11 protein-coding genes are annotated in these 15,211 nt (G+C 65.2%); 4 read left to right on the forward strand and 7 right to left on the reverse strand.

From position 1 onward, the window contains the following. The first annotated feature begins 159 nt into the window (after window positions 1-159). Window positions 160-2,475, forward strand: coding sequence for a hypothetical protein (locus tag ACFULV_RS02810; RefSeq protein ID WP_378652332.1), 2,316 nt, complete (start codon window positions 160-162; stop codon window positions 2,473-2,475). Between the two features lie 1,387 nt (window positions 2,476-3,862). On the opposite strand, the gene ACFULV_RS02815 is transcribed toward ACFULV_RS02810, so the two are convergent. From ACFULV_RS02815 to ACFULV_RS02825, 3 genes are all read right to left on the reverse strand, one after another. Next, window positions 3,863-7,126, reverse strand: coding sequence for a tetratricopeptide repeat protein (locus tag ACFULV_RS02815; RefSeq protein WP_378652335.1), 3,264 nt, complete (start codon window positions 7,124-7,126; stop codon window positions 3,863-3,865). Between the two features lie 56 nt (window positions 7,127-7,182). Further along, a complete protein-coding gene (locus ACFULV_RS02820; protein WP_378652338.1) occupies window positions 7,183-7,521 on the reverse strand; it encodes a trypco2 family protein in 339 nt (112 codons plus the stop codon). Between the two features lie 313 nt (window positions 7,522-7,834). Beyond that, window positions 7,835-8,104 carry a hypothetical protein gene (locus ACFULV_RS02825; RefSeq protein WP_378652342.1) on the reverse strand — a complete coding sequence of 90 codons (270 nt, stop codon included), beginning with the start codon at window positions 8,102-8,104 and terminating at the stop codon, window positions 7,835-7,837. An 835-nt stretch (window positions 8,105-8,939) separates the two neighbouring features. On the opposite strand from ACFULV_RS02825, the gene ACFULV_RS02830 reads away from it, so the two are divergent. Then, window positions 8,940-9,290, forward strand: a complete 351-nt coding sequence (locus ACFULV_RS02830) for a hypothetical protein (protein WP_378638190.1) — start codon at window positions 8,940-8,942, stop codon at window positions 9,288-9,290. Between the two features lies 1 nt (window position 9,291). Here the strand turns inward: ACFULV_RS02830 and ACFULV_RS02835 are convergent, their stop codons facing one another. From ACFULV_RS02835 to ACFULV_RS02845, 3 genes are all read right to left on the reverse strand, one after another. Beyond that, window positions 9,292-10,002, reverse strand: coding sequence for a DUF1906 domain-containing protein (locus ACFULV_RS02835; protein WP_378652344.1), 711 nt, complete (start codon window positions 10,000-10,002; stop codon window positions 9,292-9,294). Window positions 10,003-10,166: 164 nt separating this feature from the next. Beyond that, window positions 10,167-11,315 (reverse strand): hypothetical protein, encoded by a 1,149-nt coding sequence (locus ACFULV_RS02840; RefSeq protein ID WP_378652346.1) that lies wholly within the window; start codon window positions 11,313-11,315, stop codon window positions 10,167-10,169. Window positions 11,316-11,503: 188 nt separating this feature from the next. After that, window positions 11,504-12,088 (reverse strand): CHAP domain-containing protein, encoded by a 585-nt coding sequence (locus ACFULV_RS02845; protein ID WP_378638183.1) that lies wholly within the window; start codon window positions 12,086-12,088, stop codon window positions 11,504-11,506. A 392-nt stretch (window positions 12,089-12,480) separates the two neighbouring features. Between ACFULV_RS02845 and ACFULV_RS02850 the strand changes: the two genes are divergently transcribed. Further along, window positions 12,481-13,206, forward strand: coding sequence for a helix-turn-helix domain-containing protein (locus ACFULV_RS02850; protein ID WP_378638181.1), 726 nt, complete (start codon window positions 12,481-12,483; stop codon window positions 13,204-13,206). A gap of 1 nt (window position 13,207) precedes the next feature. Here ACFULV_RS02850 and ACFULV_RS02855 read toward each other — a convergent pair whose 3' ends face one another. Next, entirely contained in the window at window positions 13,208-14,635 is a 1,428-nt protein-coding gene (locus ACFULV_RS02855) for an MFS transporter (protein ID WP_378652349.1), read from the reverse strand. Window positions 14,636-14,709: 74 nt separating this feature from the next. On the opposite strand from ACFULV_RS02855, the gene ACFULV_RS02860 reads away from it, so the two are divergent. Then, window positions 14,710-15,195, forward strand: a complete 486-nt coding sequence (locus ACFULV_RS02860) for a MarR family winged helix-turn-helix transcriptional regulator (protein ID WP_378638176.1) — start codon at window positions 14,710-14,712, stop codon at window positions 15,193-15,195. The last annotated feature ends 16 nt before the right edge of the window (window positions 15,196-15,211 follow it).

Here is a 15,211-nt window from a genome sequence, read left to right on the forward strand (position 1 = left end):
ATGTCGTTCGTCGTCTGGCTGAGTATGGCTAGGATTGATCGCCTGTTGGCCTGGGCTGAAGGTGAGGTTTGCGAACATGATCGTGATTGCCGGTGATACGCCGTTGACGTCGGTGATAGGCATCGCTGACGGGGACCTTCACAGCTCTCTCACTACGGCGTGACCACACCGCCGGGGTCCGGACAGCCCGATCCCGAACCCGAACCTGCCGTGCCCGAGCAACGGGTTCTGGTACAGGGGGAGAGCAACACGACGATCGTGGCGGGCGGGGCTGTTTATTACACTGCGGCGGATTCTGGTCGGCCTACAGTCTCGCTGGAGCGAGGGGAATTTCTGCAGCGGCGGCGGATGGCTGCGCGCTCGCGGCGTGAGATCCGCCGTACCGGCGCCGGCTTGACCACCGAACAGGTGAACCGATCTCAGAACGTGCTGGTCGAATTGCCGAATGAGTTGGTTACGGGACCTCCTTCAGGGCATATGCGGGCGCTGATCGGGCCGCTGGGATCCGGTAAGTCCGACATCGCTGAGCAGTGGCATATCGTCTCGATCGATCGTGCAGAGGTAGATGAGCGGGCTCCGGTACCTGTCTGGATATCTGCTCGCGTTTTCACGACCTCTGTCGAGGATCTCGTCGTTGCTCAGTTGCGCGATCGTGCCGAACTGGAATCGGTGGGCGTGGATGTAGTGATCGACGGGCTGGACGAGCGAACCGAGACTGCCTCCGAGATCATCGGGCAAGCGGCGCAATTCGTGTCCGACTGGCCGAGATCTCGGGTGCTGCTGACCTCACGGTCCCAGGATGGGATTCCGGAGCGGAACCGGATCGAAGTGTTGCCGCTGTCGGGCTACGCGGCCGAGCGGCTGATGCGAGCAGTGGCCGGTAGGCCTGTAGGTCCGCTCAACGATGCATTGGCCGCGGCCGTGAAACGGCCCTTGTTCGCACTGCTGGTCGCGCGCCATGTTTCAGCGGCTTCGGGAGTAACCGGCATTCCAGAATTGATCGATCTCGTCATCGACGACGTCATCACGAAGGTCGGCTACGACTCCTACGAGCAGTTGCAGCGACTGGCTGTGGAGACCATCAAGGGTGGCCGCCCGGTCAACCCGGAGCGGTTCACTACTGCGGATGTCGCAGCCCGGGTACGCACCTCACCGATGCTGACTGTCAGTGGGCGCGACTGCGCGTTTTCGCTGGCTACCTTCGAACAGTGGTTCGCGGCCAAAGCTCTGCTACAGGGCACCGCGTCCATTGAAGAACTGCTGGTCTCCTTGCAAGCATTCGACCGCTGGAAATATGTGCTCGCCATCGTGCTGGCGGCAGGTGAACCCGAACGTGCTGATCCCATCATCGCGGCTGTAGCCCGCTGGAACCCTGGTGCTTTGGCTTGGTTGATCCGCGAAAGCCGCGCGGGAGGACTCGCCCGTCACCGGCCCGACTTCGGGCCCGACGACTGGGAAAGGATCGGCCGACGGCTTCGTGACACTGCGATTGCCATGATCGAGGGACTCGGCCCCCTGGCACAGGCGACCTACCCTGTTCGGATCGGAGGTGACCCCGATCTGAGTGGCATCACCCTCGCTGTAGACCCCAGTGGGAACCGGCTGACTCTGGCTTGGCTGATCAGCAACGAAGTTCCTGACGACCCACTGGAGTCCGTGACTTCATTCCCGTTGGATTTCACGGACCGCACCATTCAGATGCGCACCGAAAGACCTACCACCGGGGTGAATTGGGTGTGGGCGGTGATGCAACGTCACCTCGCCGGCGACATCGACGACTACCTCGACTCGACCGCGAGGCAACTGGCCTTACAGGTCGAGAGCATCGTACGGAAGGAGTATAACGAAGCACAGCGGCAACGGCGCGCTGCCTGGAATCTGCCAGATGCCTCACCTGCAGAGTCAGTCGTGCCGCTGTACCCGCCGCCGGACATAGCCGCCGACTACTCAAATCCTTGGGATAGCTACAGCCCAGCGATGATGCAACAACGTGTTCAACAGGTCATTGAAGCAGGGCTGCGTTGCTATCGAGAACTGTGTGAACTCCTAGCCCCGCGATTCGGGGACACCCTCGGCCACCTGGCATTGATGCCTGTCCAGTTCTACGGAAACATCGGCTACCACCCTGATCAGAAGAAGGGCCCTTTCGAATACCCAGGGCCTGTTGAACCGGGGTTTTCCTGGTTCCTCAAACCCGTCGGCACACCAACTCGTGACGGTCGCCGACGCGGCGACAACAGCGTATCGATCACCCTCAACGACAACGACCGATCCGAGGAAATCCGCGATGACCGCGATATCCTCGACCACGTCTACGTCAAATACTTCGACGCCCTACCAGCACTAAGCCCTTTCCAACCCTCTTTCTCCACCCATCATGGTCGCTTCGACACCCGCAGCGAGTCGCCCGCCACCGACCTTGCACTGCTCTGGCTACGCGAAGATCTGATGAATCTCGAATGGCTCCAGACGTGAAGAGACTTGCCCAGAACTGGTGTAGCTGTCCTTTGGCAATCATCGGGCGCTCGGGTCGACCCCGATCGCAGGTGCGGTCGGTCCGAGCGTCGAACTTCTGATCACCGGCACGAGGCTGCTCTGTCCCCATCGAAGCTGCTGCTCGAGAGCAGCAACACCGCCATCGCAGGGGGCTGCTGCAGGGGTAGGTGACCCTGTCATCCGATCCTGCAGCAGCCCCTCCCAGAACCAGTCACAGCTTGACACTTGGAAGCATCGGAGGTCTTCGATGTGCCGCGCCGAAGGCGCGAACCTGCTGCGACGTGATCATTGATCGCGTCGTCGTGTTTCTATCGCGCCGAGCGTGCCGCTCCGCCGGGCATTCCAGGACGCCAGCAACCGCACACCACCCAATCACTCGTGTGCGGCTTGGTCGCTGGCCAACCGCGGTGGCTTGTCATCAAACCCGCCATTTAATGCTGACGTCAACCAACGCCACTCACATGCCCCAACGCAAGTAGCCGATGTCACAGCGGCAACTGTCCATATTTCCGGTGTATCCACTGTTCAGCGGACTACTAAACCAACGACGCCCGACGCTGCCAACGTTGATAACGACAGCCGCCGCACGCTAGCCCCACGTGAGTACATGGTGAGAACATGTACTCGCGAAAGCCCATCTACTTCTCCAGAAGACCACCCTGAACTGGTCTTTTAGGGCATTGTCGGGAAACTTCCAGATTCGGCGAGTGAGTCTCGTGAGTTACCAATGTGCTCGCTGAAGCGATCACCGCTGATCATAGCGCCGACGGTACCGGTCGATCCGTGTCCGATTACCATCTAGTTGTCATAAATTCGGCTGACGTGCACGTTTTCCGATGCGACAGTGATCGCCTGCTCGCTCGCAGTCGATCAGGCAGCACAGGAGCGGTCGGCAGTGGATGACCACCAGTAGCCATCTGAGGCTGGCGAGTCATGTCGCAGTCAGCCGTCGGTGAGGTGGTTGGTTCCCCACACCGCGAATGGGTGGCACCGCGTACATGCGCGGTACCACCCCTTGCTCCTGTCTGCGCCACCAGCGCTAGCCGAGCAGCGGCGTACTACTTCAAGCAAACCAACTCCGGAAAACCGGGAGAACATCGTTCTTGCTTACCCCACTGACAAGGATCGATTCCCCGAACCGTTCACTACCCACCATGCGCACGATCACCTCCACAACCGGACATCATCCACCAGCGGTGATGCATTGACCGGTTGAGACCAAGTTCGTTTTCCGAACACTCGCGTTTCTCATCGCGGGCGAGGATACGTAGAGACTTCGAGATAAATCCCCGGCTGTCGGCGGTTGTGGCAGTCTGCCCTGTGGTGCACACGACACCCCGTTCTGCGGTGCCCAGTGGAAGGCCGGTCAGTCGGGTTCGTTTCCTGACGGGGTGGACCGCAACCACTCGAGCACTTCTTGCACTCGTTCGACGTCGACGCCATACACCGCCGGATGACGCTCAGCTGTCATCCGGTAGATCCCCACGGCTTCCTCGGCCGCGGCGAGGGCTTCTTCGCGGCTGCCCAGCTCCCCCAAATCGACCGAGATGTTGGTCAAACTCATCGCGAGGTCGGGGAGGTAGGCGTCGGGGTGACGCTCGGCCAGCACCCGGTAGATCCCCACGGCTTCCTCGGCCGCGGCGAGGCCGTCTCCGCGGCTGCCCAGCTCCCCCAAATCGACCGAGATGTTGTTCAGGCTGGTCGCGAGGTTGGGGAGGTAGGCGTCGGGGTGACGCTCGGCCAGCACCCGGTAGATCCCCACGGCTTCCTCGCTCGCGGCGAGGCCGTCTTCGCGGCGGCCCAGCTCCCCCAACCGGACCGAGACATTGTTCAAACTCATCGCAAGTTCAGGGAGGTAGGCGTCGGGGTGACGCTCGGCCAGCACCCGGTAGATCCCCACGGCTTCCTCGCTCGCGGCGAGGCCGTCTTCGTAGCGGCCCAGCGCCCCCAACCGGGTCGAGATGTTGTTCAGGCTGCCCGCGAGGTCGGGGAGGTAGCCGTCGGGGTGACGTTCGGCTAGCACCCGGTAGATCCCCACGGCTTCCTCGCTCGCGGCGAGGCCGTCTTCGCGGCGGCCCAGCTCCCCCAAATCGACCGAGATGTTGTTCAAGCTGCCCGCGAGGTCGGGGAGGTAGGCGTCGGGGTGACGTTCGGCCAGCACCCGTCGGATCTTCACTGCTTCCGCGATCGCGGCGAGGCCGTCTTCGCGGCGGCCCAGCGCCCCCAACCGGACCGAGATGTTGTTCAAACTCATCGCAAGTTCAGGGAGGTAGGCGTCAGGGTGACGTTCGGCCAGCACCCGTCGGATCTTCACTGCTTCCGCGCTCGCGGCGAGGCCGTCCTCGCGGCGGCCCAGCTTCCCCAAATCGACCGAGACGTTGTTCAAGCTGGTCGCGAGGGCGGGGAGGTAGGCGTCGGGGTGGTGTTCGGCCAGCACCCGGTAGATCCTCACGGCTTCCTCGCTCGCGGCGAGGCCGTCCTCGCGGCGCCCCAGCGCCCCCAACCGGACCGAGACGTTGTTCAAGCTGGTCGCGAGGAGAGGTTGGTTGTCGGTGTGGCGGTAGTGCTCGGCGAGGGCGTGAGTGAGGGTTGCGGCGGTAGCGGCGAGTACGCGGGTCTGGTGTGGGATGGCGTCGTGGAGGGTGGTGAGGGTGTCGGATGGGGTGCCGGGGGTGGCGGCGATCTGGTCGAGTGCGGTGATCAGGGGTTCGGGGTTTTCGACGCGGGTGGCGACTCGGACCGCGGCCACGTGCAGGGTGGGGTGCCGCACGCACCAGGTGGTGAGGATATCGGTGGTGGCGGTGAGGGTGGGGTGTGTGGCGGCGCGGGTGCAGACGGTCAGCAGCTGCTCGGCTTCGCCTTGGTCGCCGGTGGTTTCGGCGAGGGTTTCGATGATGCAGTCGCGGGTCGGGTGCAGCATCAGCCTGCCCACGAGTTGTTCGGCGAGCCGGTCGGGTCCCAGTCCGGCGTAGCCGCCGGCGCCCTGGCCTGGGTAGAGGCTCATCAGCCAGTCCCGGATCCTGGTGTGGATCAAGCGCGGCTGGTCGCTGAGATCCGGTATCCGCGTGAGTATCTGCCCGAGTTCTTTGCTGGTGGTGGCGCCGAGCACGATTGTGGCGGCCAGGACGTCCTTGAGTGTGGCGATTCCCAGTTCGTCGAGGTTGTGATGGGTGGCGGTGGCGGTCCAGTAGCGGTTTTCGTGGTCGAGGATCCGGTCTTCGAGGCTGTGCTGACCCGCCGGGGGCGTTGTGGTGGGGTGGTGGGTGTCGAGCAGGTCGGCCAGGGCCCCCATCTGCACCCCGAGCACTGTCGTGTCGTTGCCGGGATCCCGATACGGGCGGGCCAGCACGCTGGTGGCGGCCCGTGACCATTCGGCTTCGCCGAGTTCGGCGAGCCGGGGAAGCTCGCGCGCGAAGGCATCCACCGTGTCGCGGTAGGTGGCCTGCCGGGATTCGGCGTCGTTGTCGAGGGGGCCCAGGGTGGTATGGCGGGCGCGGGTGGTGATGTCACCGACCGCGTCGCTTGTCGCGCCCAGCTGGGTCCACCATTCCCCGACCGTGCGGGCCAGCAGCACTACCTTGACCGGCCGGTCCCCGACATGAGCGGCCAGCTCGGTCAGCAACACCCCCACTTGCGGTACTCGTGTTTCGGCGTAATCGATCACCACCAGCAACCCTGTCACGACCTGTCCGAGCACCCGCAGTCTTTCGGCGGTGTCGACGGCCGGGTCGAGCCACAGCACCGACCAGCGGCGCGCGGCGAGTTCGGTACCGAGCTGGTGCGCGAGCCGGGTCTTGCCCTGCCCACCCGCACCGTGCACCAACCACATCCCCACCCCGGGCTCGGACGCCCAGACGCGCAGGTCGGCGAGCGCATCGTCGCGACCACGGAACTCGACCACCGCGCGTCGCGCAGTCAGCAACGTCGCCGGAGTACCCTCCGCCGCGGCGCGAGTCGGGGACTGATGATCGGCCAGATCCTGCAACTCCACCGCCGCCAACGCCAACCCGGTAGGCCCGCAGTGACGTTCGACCACCTCTCGGAATTCCGGTACCTGCAACAGGATGTGGGCAGGGACCACGCCGAGGCCGGCGTGTCCGCGACCGTCGAGATCGGTGGCCACCACACCGGTCAGCAGGCCGCCGCAGTAGACCGCTGCGCCGGAGATCCCCTTCCACGGTGAGTCCCCCGACGCGTTGGGTGGATGTTCGGCCAGGTGCAGGATGTGCCGGTTGTCGACGTAGCCGTCGCCGGGGTTGATGGTGCCGGTCGGCTGCTCGGTCTCCGAAGGCTTCCCGGTGCGCTGGGCGAAATCCGGCATTCCCCAGGTCCGGCACGCGATCCCCGGCTGATGAGTCACGCATCGGCCCCACACCACCTGCCGGACCGGCTGCGGCATCCACGCCGGGTCACCGATCTCGACCAGCGCGGCGTCACTGATCCCACCCGCGCGCCCGCACCAGGCCACGGCCGCCGTATAGGTGCCGGGGTGGCCAGGCCGGATCACCGTCACCTCGGTCGTCCGCTGTCCGACGACGTGAGCCGAGGTCAAGGCCAGGCCGGGTGCGATCAGATACCCCGACCCCGACCCGCCCGCGCCGGTCACACCGACCAACTGGTTCCACCGCACCCGACCGCAACCTCGACTTCCACTATTCCTCGGCGAACGTTCAGCCCAGCTGGCGGTTACCGCTCGAAGCGCTCCTCGCCAGTGTCGGTGTCGGTGTCGGGAACGCTGTGCTGCTGGTCGCTACCCACCAAAACGTCTCCACCAGAGGGGTTCTTCGGGGTCAAGGTCAGGGTGACTCGCTGCTTGCGCGCGTGCCCGGCACCGACCTCGGCGTCACCGGTCACGACCCACGCCTTGAACCCGGCCTTGGCCTTGGCATCACGACGCAACTCGACCTCGAACGACAACTCGATCGGCCCGACCTCGAAATTCAACGCCGCCCCGGTACCCCGCGCCGCGGCGGTCAACAACTCATCACGCAACGCCGCGACGGCGTCCGCCAACTCGATCTCCATGACCACCCTTATCGCTGTCGGTAGCGCCACCGCTACATCCCTTCACATCCTGCACCCACCACGACCGAACACGAAAAACCATGCAAGAACGCTTGTTTGGATATGAGTCCACCTGCATCGGGGCCGCCAACCGATGTTCGGGAAACGTTTATCGAACACCCACTCGCCGGGCGGGCACCGAGGACGGGTTCGCTGTGACTCGCAGCGGTAGATGGCGGTGTTCTCGCACCATCAAGTGGCGCTGATGAGACCGAACGCACCGTGCGCGTGCACCCGGCCACCTGATCGCGCGGGCGAGCGATATCGGCTGCGATCAAGAGTGCTGCACCGCGATCGCGATCCAGCCGACGCGGATTTGCCCCGGGGAGACTTTCCGAAGCCTCAGTCCCACGTTGTCGCCCGGCCATCCGGTGGGCTCACCGACTCCCCGCCAGCAGAGAAATTCCACGCGCGCAACGGTTGCGGTGACCGTGCCGTCGTCGCCCGAGATCTCGATGACATCGCCGCCGCAGACCGTACCCTGTTCGACGCGACCGCCGATGACGATGCACCGGTTGACCTCGAAGACGTCCTCGACCGGCATCCGGAAGGGCACCTTCGGCTCCTCCCTCATGACGAACAAGTTCGAGAATGTGTGCGCACAAGAATCCTCTTCTCTGGAAACTCCAGGTTCCCGCAGTATCGACGGAAGGCGTATTTCTGGTACGTGATACCCCTCTGATGTACCACTGCCGAGTGAAGCGCGGCCACGGTCGACGCTGGTTAGGTTCGCGCGGAACCTTCAAATCCGCCCCAAAATTCGGCGAGTTCTACCGGTACCCCGAACTACACCCCGAGGTGGATCGAAACGATCGTTCGCGAGACACTCTGTTCCCGCAGGCCGATTGCGTAAAGGTTGCCGTGTACACGGCAATGTCAACCTCTCGGGGGTTCGTAAGACACTCCGTGCCTGCCGAAGCCACCCATGCCCTGCACTCGTTCAGGAGCTCTACTGCTGACAGATTGGTCTGTGACATCACCAGGTGTCACCTCGCGCAAACCGAGACCATGCGGACTTTTTCAGGTCTGGGCGCGCAGGTGCCATCAACCAAACCATTTAATCGCCGACGTCGCAGGCACCAACGGAAGAGAAACGGTCGCGCAGCGACCTGGGGTTTCAATATGTGCAGGTCAGAGTATCAACATTCCCCGACAATGCTGGTTGAGGTCGAACAAATCGCAAGCTATCGGCATGTGAGACCCATGTACTCGCGAAAGCCATCTACTTCTACAGAAGCCGCCCTGACCTGGGCTTTCAGAGCATTGTCAAGAGGATCTTCCAGATTCGGCGAGTGAGTCTCGTGAGTTACCCATGTGCTTACGTTGCTCTGTGCTCGCGCAGGGTTCCCGCTGGATGAGCGGTGTGGTAGACCGAGACGATGGCGACCACGCATGGTTCTTCCCGGAATGTTCGGTCGAGCCGGAGCAGCCGCTCGATTCTCTCGTATCGATCCGAGGGGTCGATCCTGTCGATCGGATCGGCCTATTCGGTGTTGTCGATCGGTAGTGTCGGATCGGTGCTGTCGATCGGCTCGATCGGGTCGTTCGGGTCCGCGATCTCCTCGCTGTCGTTCGCCAGCGTCGGGTCGGCGCTGTCGGGTCTGTCGCGGTGGTCGCTGATGTCGTGGCTCGGGAACCATTCCGCACCCGACACCAGGGCGCCGCTGTGCGTGATGCCCGACGATGAGCCCGACCTGCGTCACGGGTCGACGTGCCACTGCCAGACTTAACTCACCACTGGCCGTAGTCCTCGGCCAGCACCCGGTTCAGGTCGACACCGATGCCGTCGATCGCGCGCTTGTCGATCTCGAATTGGTGCAGGTGCGCGGAGTCGTGCACGAATCCGCGCTCGGTGCCCCAATTGTGCTGCCAGAACCAGGAACCCAGGCCCGCGTCGAGTGCGCGGTCGATGGTCGGCGCGTTGGCGTAGATGCCGACGAGTTCTGGTCCGAGGACCGACTGCCAGCCCTCGATATAGGGCGCGATCATCTCCTCGAACTCCTCGTCGGAGGGGTTGTCATCGATGGAGGCGTAGATCGGCGCGGTGTCGGGTCCGCCCGCGGCGGTGTGGATGGCCCAGCCGCGTTCGGCGTGTTCCTTGCCCGCTTCGAGGCCACCGCGCCAGTCGGCCGTCGGGCCCTTGCCGAACTGGTAATTCGACACGATCGACAGGCCGTGCGTCCACAGATCCTCGACCTCGGCGGCGAGCAGCGGTTTCCCTTCCATCCACTCCGCGCCGGGCCTGCGCTCGGAGACGTAGCGGATGACGCCGATATGTCCTTCGGCCGCGATCGACGCGGCAGAAGGAACCCCCGCGGCGTAGTCGACCATGGTGCCGAAGGATTGGGCGCGGGCAGGTGCGGCGGCGAGGCCGGCACCGATCGTGGCCGCGGCGGCGGCCAACCCGAAGAACTTCCGCCGGGTCACCGGAACAGAACGCATCGCAGGACTCCTTCGCGCAACCCGACCTTCAACCGGTAAGCGAACCCGGCGCGCCTTCCCCGAATCTCGCGCGCCGGGAGGTCTAGAACGTGCGACTCATTGCACCACAACCCCAGGGGAACCGCCAGAACCAAGGGCAACATTCGCCCCACGAGTCACACGAGTCAGGTCGCGCCGTCGATCGCCGCGCCCACATCGATGGTGCGTCCGGTCGGATCGGCCAGCTCGGTGCTGACCACCGCGACGACCTGCGCCATGACCTGCTTCTTGATCCCGGCCAGTCGGCCGAGGGTGGCCGCCCGCAGGCCCTTCGCGGTGAATTCCATCGAGATGTCCTCGAGCGCGGGCGGCGGCACCTCGATCACGATCTGGAGCGGCTCGGCGGCCCTTGCCGTGAGGACGAGCGGAATCTCCAGGTCGGCACGGTAGTGGTTGGCCTTGAGCACGTCGACGGTGATGTCGAGCCCCACCGGCAGCGTCATATCGAAGACTCGCAGGTCACCCGGCTCACCGAGGCCACGGTCGATCACCCGTGGCTGCTCGATCGCCCCGCGCACGGTCACCGTGGCCGCGCCGCGCGGACCCTCGGACAGCGGTCCCACCTCGATCTCGCTGCCCGCCATCTGGCCGACCACGCCGTGCACGCGATCCCTGGTGACGATGGTGGTGAAGAAGCGCAGACCGAACTCGCGGTAGTCGATCCAGTCGAAGACGGTGTCGTTGCGATGCGGTGAGCGGTAGCCGTCCAGGATCGCCTCGATGTCGAACACGCGCTCCGAACGGACCTTCGGATCGCCCACGATGGCGTTGACCCGGTTGGCGACCTCGCGCTGCACCAGGCCCGCGATCGGGTCGAGCAGCATCTCCCACGCACCGTCGATGGCCTCGGCGCGCAACGTGAAGCTGACATCCTTGGCCGTCACCGGGGCGACATCGATCAAGACCAGCAGCGGAGCGGCGGTGCGGGCGTGCAGCGTGAGCCCGATCTCCACCACGGCGGCCAAGCGCAGTTTGCGTCCGCCGAGAACCAGGTTCACGGCCAGAGTCAGCGGGATCCGCACGCCGAAGCTCAGCGCGTCACCGGGCGTGCGGGTGACCACGGGAGTGCCCAGCGTGCCCTCGGCGACGAAACCGGCCAATCCCGCGGGCCCGAGCGAGAACGGTCCGATCTTCACGCCACGCCCGGTCATTCCCGACACGGCGGCGGCGATGCGCTCCTCGGTCACCGCGTAGGTGACGAACCGTTCGCCGAAATCGGCGTACTCGATCCACATCGGGTCACGACGTGGCTCTCCGTCCACCTTCACACGCACATCGAACACGGTACGTGACGTCGGCGAACCCGCTGCTGGTGGCACAACTCCCCCGTCCTGCCGATGAGGGGGAAGCAGGACGGAGGAGCCGGCAACGGCGCTGCCGGGCGCCGCGAGTTCCATGGTACGGGTATCAGCGTGGTACCGCCGTCCAGGATCATCGCAGTTGTCTTGAGCGCCAATCGATTTCAGAATCGCCCGTAACCGACCAGATCGGCGGTTTCGGCCGGGGTGATGGTGCGTACCCGAACCCCGCCCAGCTCGTTGCCACCGATGGTGGTGATCGTGTCCCCCTCCGCCTTCAGCACGATGTTGGTGTGCTGACCGAGCGGGCTGTCGGGACCGTAGAGCACCACGTCGCCGGTGCGCGGGCGATAGCCGACGTCGGGGCGGGTGAATCGGCCGACCTGCTGGTAGTACTCCTGCAGCGTGTACACGCCGGGGATGCGCCAGGAACCGGAGTTCGGGTTCGCCAGCGGCCTGCCCGCCTCGCGCATCGTCCAGCTCACGAAGTCGGCGCACCAGGCCTCCTGGACGCCCTCGGCGTACTTCGGGCCGTCGCCGGGCTGCTCGTATTCGCGGCGCAACACATCCACGAGCACGATCTGCTGCTCGTCGAGACGTTCGCTGTCGAGCGCGGGGAACTGATCACCCCAATCGTGCTGCCACCACACCAGTCCGACAGCGACGACCGTCGCCGCCGCCAGCATCCCGGAGATGCCGACGATCCAGGATGTGCGCCGTCCAGGTCGTTCGGTTCGAATCTGCGTCATCGCCCCCCGCTCTCGTTCGTCCTTCTGACCTATTGGACGAATCACGAGCGCTTTCGGTTCCCGCTCACGTGTGTTTTCCGAAGCGGACGGGCGACCACCGGATGGACCCCTGCGCCACCCGGGTATCAGCCCGGCAATCGCTCTCGGCGCGCACCAGGAGCGCGCGCGCCGTCCCCTCCGGCGACAATCGTCCGCGCAGGGGTGGTGTCGAACACTTCCGCTCCGGAACACACTGGCCCGACCAGCACAAAGGCCGAAAATCGTCCTGGGCGCGGCGACCGGGCAGCCAGGCGGTCTCCCACTCGGCTGACATGAGTTTTTCGAAACCTTTACCCTCGGTCAAGCTAGACGACTGTCCCAATTTGTACCGGCGACCGAAACAGGAGTGCATTGTGGAAGACCCGAACGCGTCGATATCGCGGTACCTGCGCGAACGCCGCGAATCGTCGGGCCTGACCAGGGCGGCGCTCGGCGAGGCGGCGGGCATCTCGCCCGCTCTCATCCAGAAGATCGAACAGGGTACCCGCACACCGACATTGGAGGCGCTCACCGCGCTGTTCGACGCACTCGACGTGCCCGAGGTGTTTCGCGACCACCTGGTCTCGCTGTCGGTGGCACATCGCTACGACTCGCCACCGTCGCTGGTCCGCCCGGCCGACCAGGTGCTGATCGACGGGATCACCCACCCGGCCAGCCTGCAACTGCATCCGGTCTACGAGGTCCTGGCCACCAATGCCGCGTGGCGGCTCGTCTTTCCCGGCCTGGAAACGGGCGCGTCGATGCTCGAGTGGATGCTCCTCGATCCGCGCGCCAGGACGGCCATGGTCGACTGGGAGCAGCAAGTACACATGTGCGTCTACGGGTTTCGCGTGATGGGGCCGGGACTGGCGGCGCGGGCACGGATCGCCGAGATCGTCGACACGTGCGCGCAGGCTCCCGAATGGGAGAAGTTCTGGACCACCGAGCCCCCGGTCGCGCTCGGACCCGACGGCCCGGTGGTGCAGCTGCGCGATCCGCGCACCGGCGCGCCGATGTCGATGGCGGTGCACTCCCTCGGCGCGGCCCTGGTGCCGCGCCGGGACTGGTCGCTGGTGGTGTACTCGCCGATCGCGGTCTGACTCAGTCGGCCTTCTTCTTGCCCATCGGGATGCACATGGTCAGGGCGATCGCCGCGACCGCACCCGCCATCGCGATGAAGAACGCGGTGTGGAACGCCGACCGGGTCGGCACCATGTGCGGGCCCAGCTGCATGGTCATGTGAGCGAGCACGACACCCATCACCGCCGCCGAGGTCGAGGTGCCGATGGAACGCATCAGCGAGTTGAGGCCGTTGGCGGCGCCGGTCTCGTTCAGCGGCACCGCACCCATGATCAGCGCGGGCATGGCCGCGTAGGCCAGGCCGACGCCGCCCGCGACGATGACCGCCGACAGCATGATCTGCCACACGGCGTCCATCATCACGACCGCGCACAGGTAGCCGATACCGATCACGGCCGAGCCGAGTGCCAGCGTGAACTTCGGGCCCTTCTTCGCCGACAGCCGCGCCGAGACCGGTGAGAGCAGCATCATCACCAGACCGGTCGGCGCCATCGCCAGGCCCGCGACCACCATCGACAGACCGAAACCGTAGCCGGTCTGCTCGGGAGCCATCAGCAGCTGCGGGAACGTCAGTGACATGCCGTAGAGCGAGAAGCCGACCGCGATCGAGGCCATATTGGTGAACAGCACCCGTGGGCGGGCCGATACCCGCAGGTCGACGAGCGGCGCGGTGCGGCGCAGTTCATAGGCGCCCCAGCCCAGGAAACTCACCAGCGACAGACCGAACAGCGCGAGGATCGAGCCGCTGGCCCAGCCCCAGTCGGCGCCCTTGGTGATGCCGATCAGCAACGTGAGCAGGGCGATCGACAGCCCGATCGCGCCGCCGAAGTCGAAGCGTGAGGGCGTGCGTACCGGCGATTCCGGCACGAACACGAAAACCAGCACCGCGCACACCACACCGAGTCCGGCCGCGGTCCAGAACAGCATGTGCCAGTTCGCGTTCTGCGCGATCAGCGCCGAGAACGGCATGCCGACGGCACCGCCCACACCGAGGGTCGCACTCATCACGGCCATCGCGCCGCCGACCTTCTCGGGCGCGAGTTCGTCGCGCATGATGCTGATCCCCAGCGGGATCGCGCCCACCGCGATGCCCTGCAGGGACCGGCCGATCACCTCGGGCAGCAGCGAGCTCGCGGTCGCGCAGACCACCGAGCCGACGATCATGAACCCGAGATTGGTGACGAGAATGCGGCGCTTACCGAACATGTCGCCGAGTCGCCCGGCGATCGGCGTCGACACCGCGCCGGCCAGCAGGGTGGCGGTGACCACCCAGGAGGCATTGGACGCCGACGTGTTCAGCAGGGTCGGCAGCGACGGAATGATCGGGATGACCAGCGTCTGCATGAGCGAGACGACGATGCCGACCGTGCTGAGCACCGCGATCAGCACGGCCGGGGCCGGACGTCGGGTTTCGGGGACGGCCGGTGCGGCCTCGGCGGTTACAGACACAAAATTGCACAGTACACAGCATGTGCATAGTACACAATTTGGTGCCGCGGTGACCCACACGACATAGTTGGCACATGTCCGATTCCGGCCCCGCCGACGACACCCCGTTCACCCGCCTGGTGTTCGAGCTGAACCTGATCTCGCGGCACTTCCCCACCACCACCCGCAGACGCCCCGGTTTCCTGCTGGACCGATCGGCGTTCCTCATCCTGACCCGGCTCGATCTCGGCGAACCGCTGAGCCTGCGCGAATTGTCGGAGGCCTTCCAGCTCGACATCTCCACCATCAACCGCCAGGTCGGCGCGATGCTGAAGCAGGAGCTGGTGCAACGGGTTCCCGATCCCGACGGCGGTGTCGCCCGCAAGATCAAGATGACGGCCGACGGCAAGGCCGCGCTCGAAGCCGACCGACGGCACCGCAGCAGCGATATCGGCAAGGTCGTCGCCGGCTGGGACGCCGACGATGTCACCGAGCTCAGCAGGCTGATGCGCAAGTTCAACCGGTCGGTCGAACAGCTGGAGGAAAACCCGTGGCCCAGACCGCCGCACAGCGACAGCTGAGCGCGCTAGGCTGCGC

It is taken from the genome of Nocardia sp. NPDC057272, assembly GCF_042668615.1.
In the GTDB taxonomy this organism is placed as follows: Bacteria; Actinomycetota; Actinomycetes; order Mycobacteriales; family Mycobacteriaceae; genus Nocardia.

Coding starts and splice junctions, on each gene's coding strand:
- ACFULV_RS02820 (WP_378652338.1), bottom strand. CDS start 7,521: ATGGAGATCGAGTTGGCGGACGCCGTCGCGGCGTTGCGTGATGAGTTG.
- ACFULV_RS02825 (WP_378652342.1), bottom strand. CDS start 8,104: ATGCCGGTCGAGGACGTCTTCGAGGTCAACCGGTGCATCGTCATCGGC.
- ACFULV_RS02830 (WP_378638190.1), top strand. CDS start 8,940: ATGGCGACCACGCATGGTTCTTCCCGGAATGTTCGGTCGAGCCGGAGC.
- ACFULV_RS02835 (WP_378652344.1), bottom strand. CDS start 10,002: ATGCGTTCTGTTCCGGTGACCCGGCGGAAGTTCTTCGGGTTGGCCGCC.
- ACFULV_RS02845 (WP_378638183.1), bottom strand. CDS start 12,088: ATGACGCAGATTCGAACCGAACGACCTGGACGGCGCACATCCTGGATC.
- ACFULV_RS02860 (WP_378638176.1), top strand. CDS start 14,710: ATGTCCGATTCCGGCCCCGCCGACGACACCCCGTTCACCCGCCTGGTG.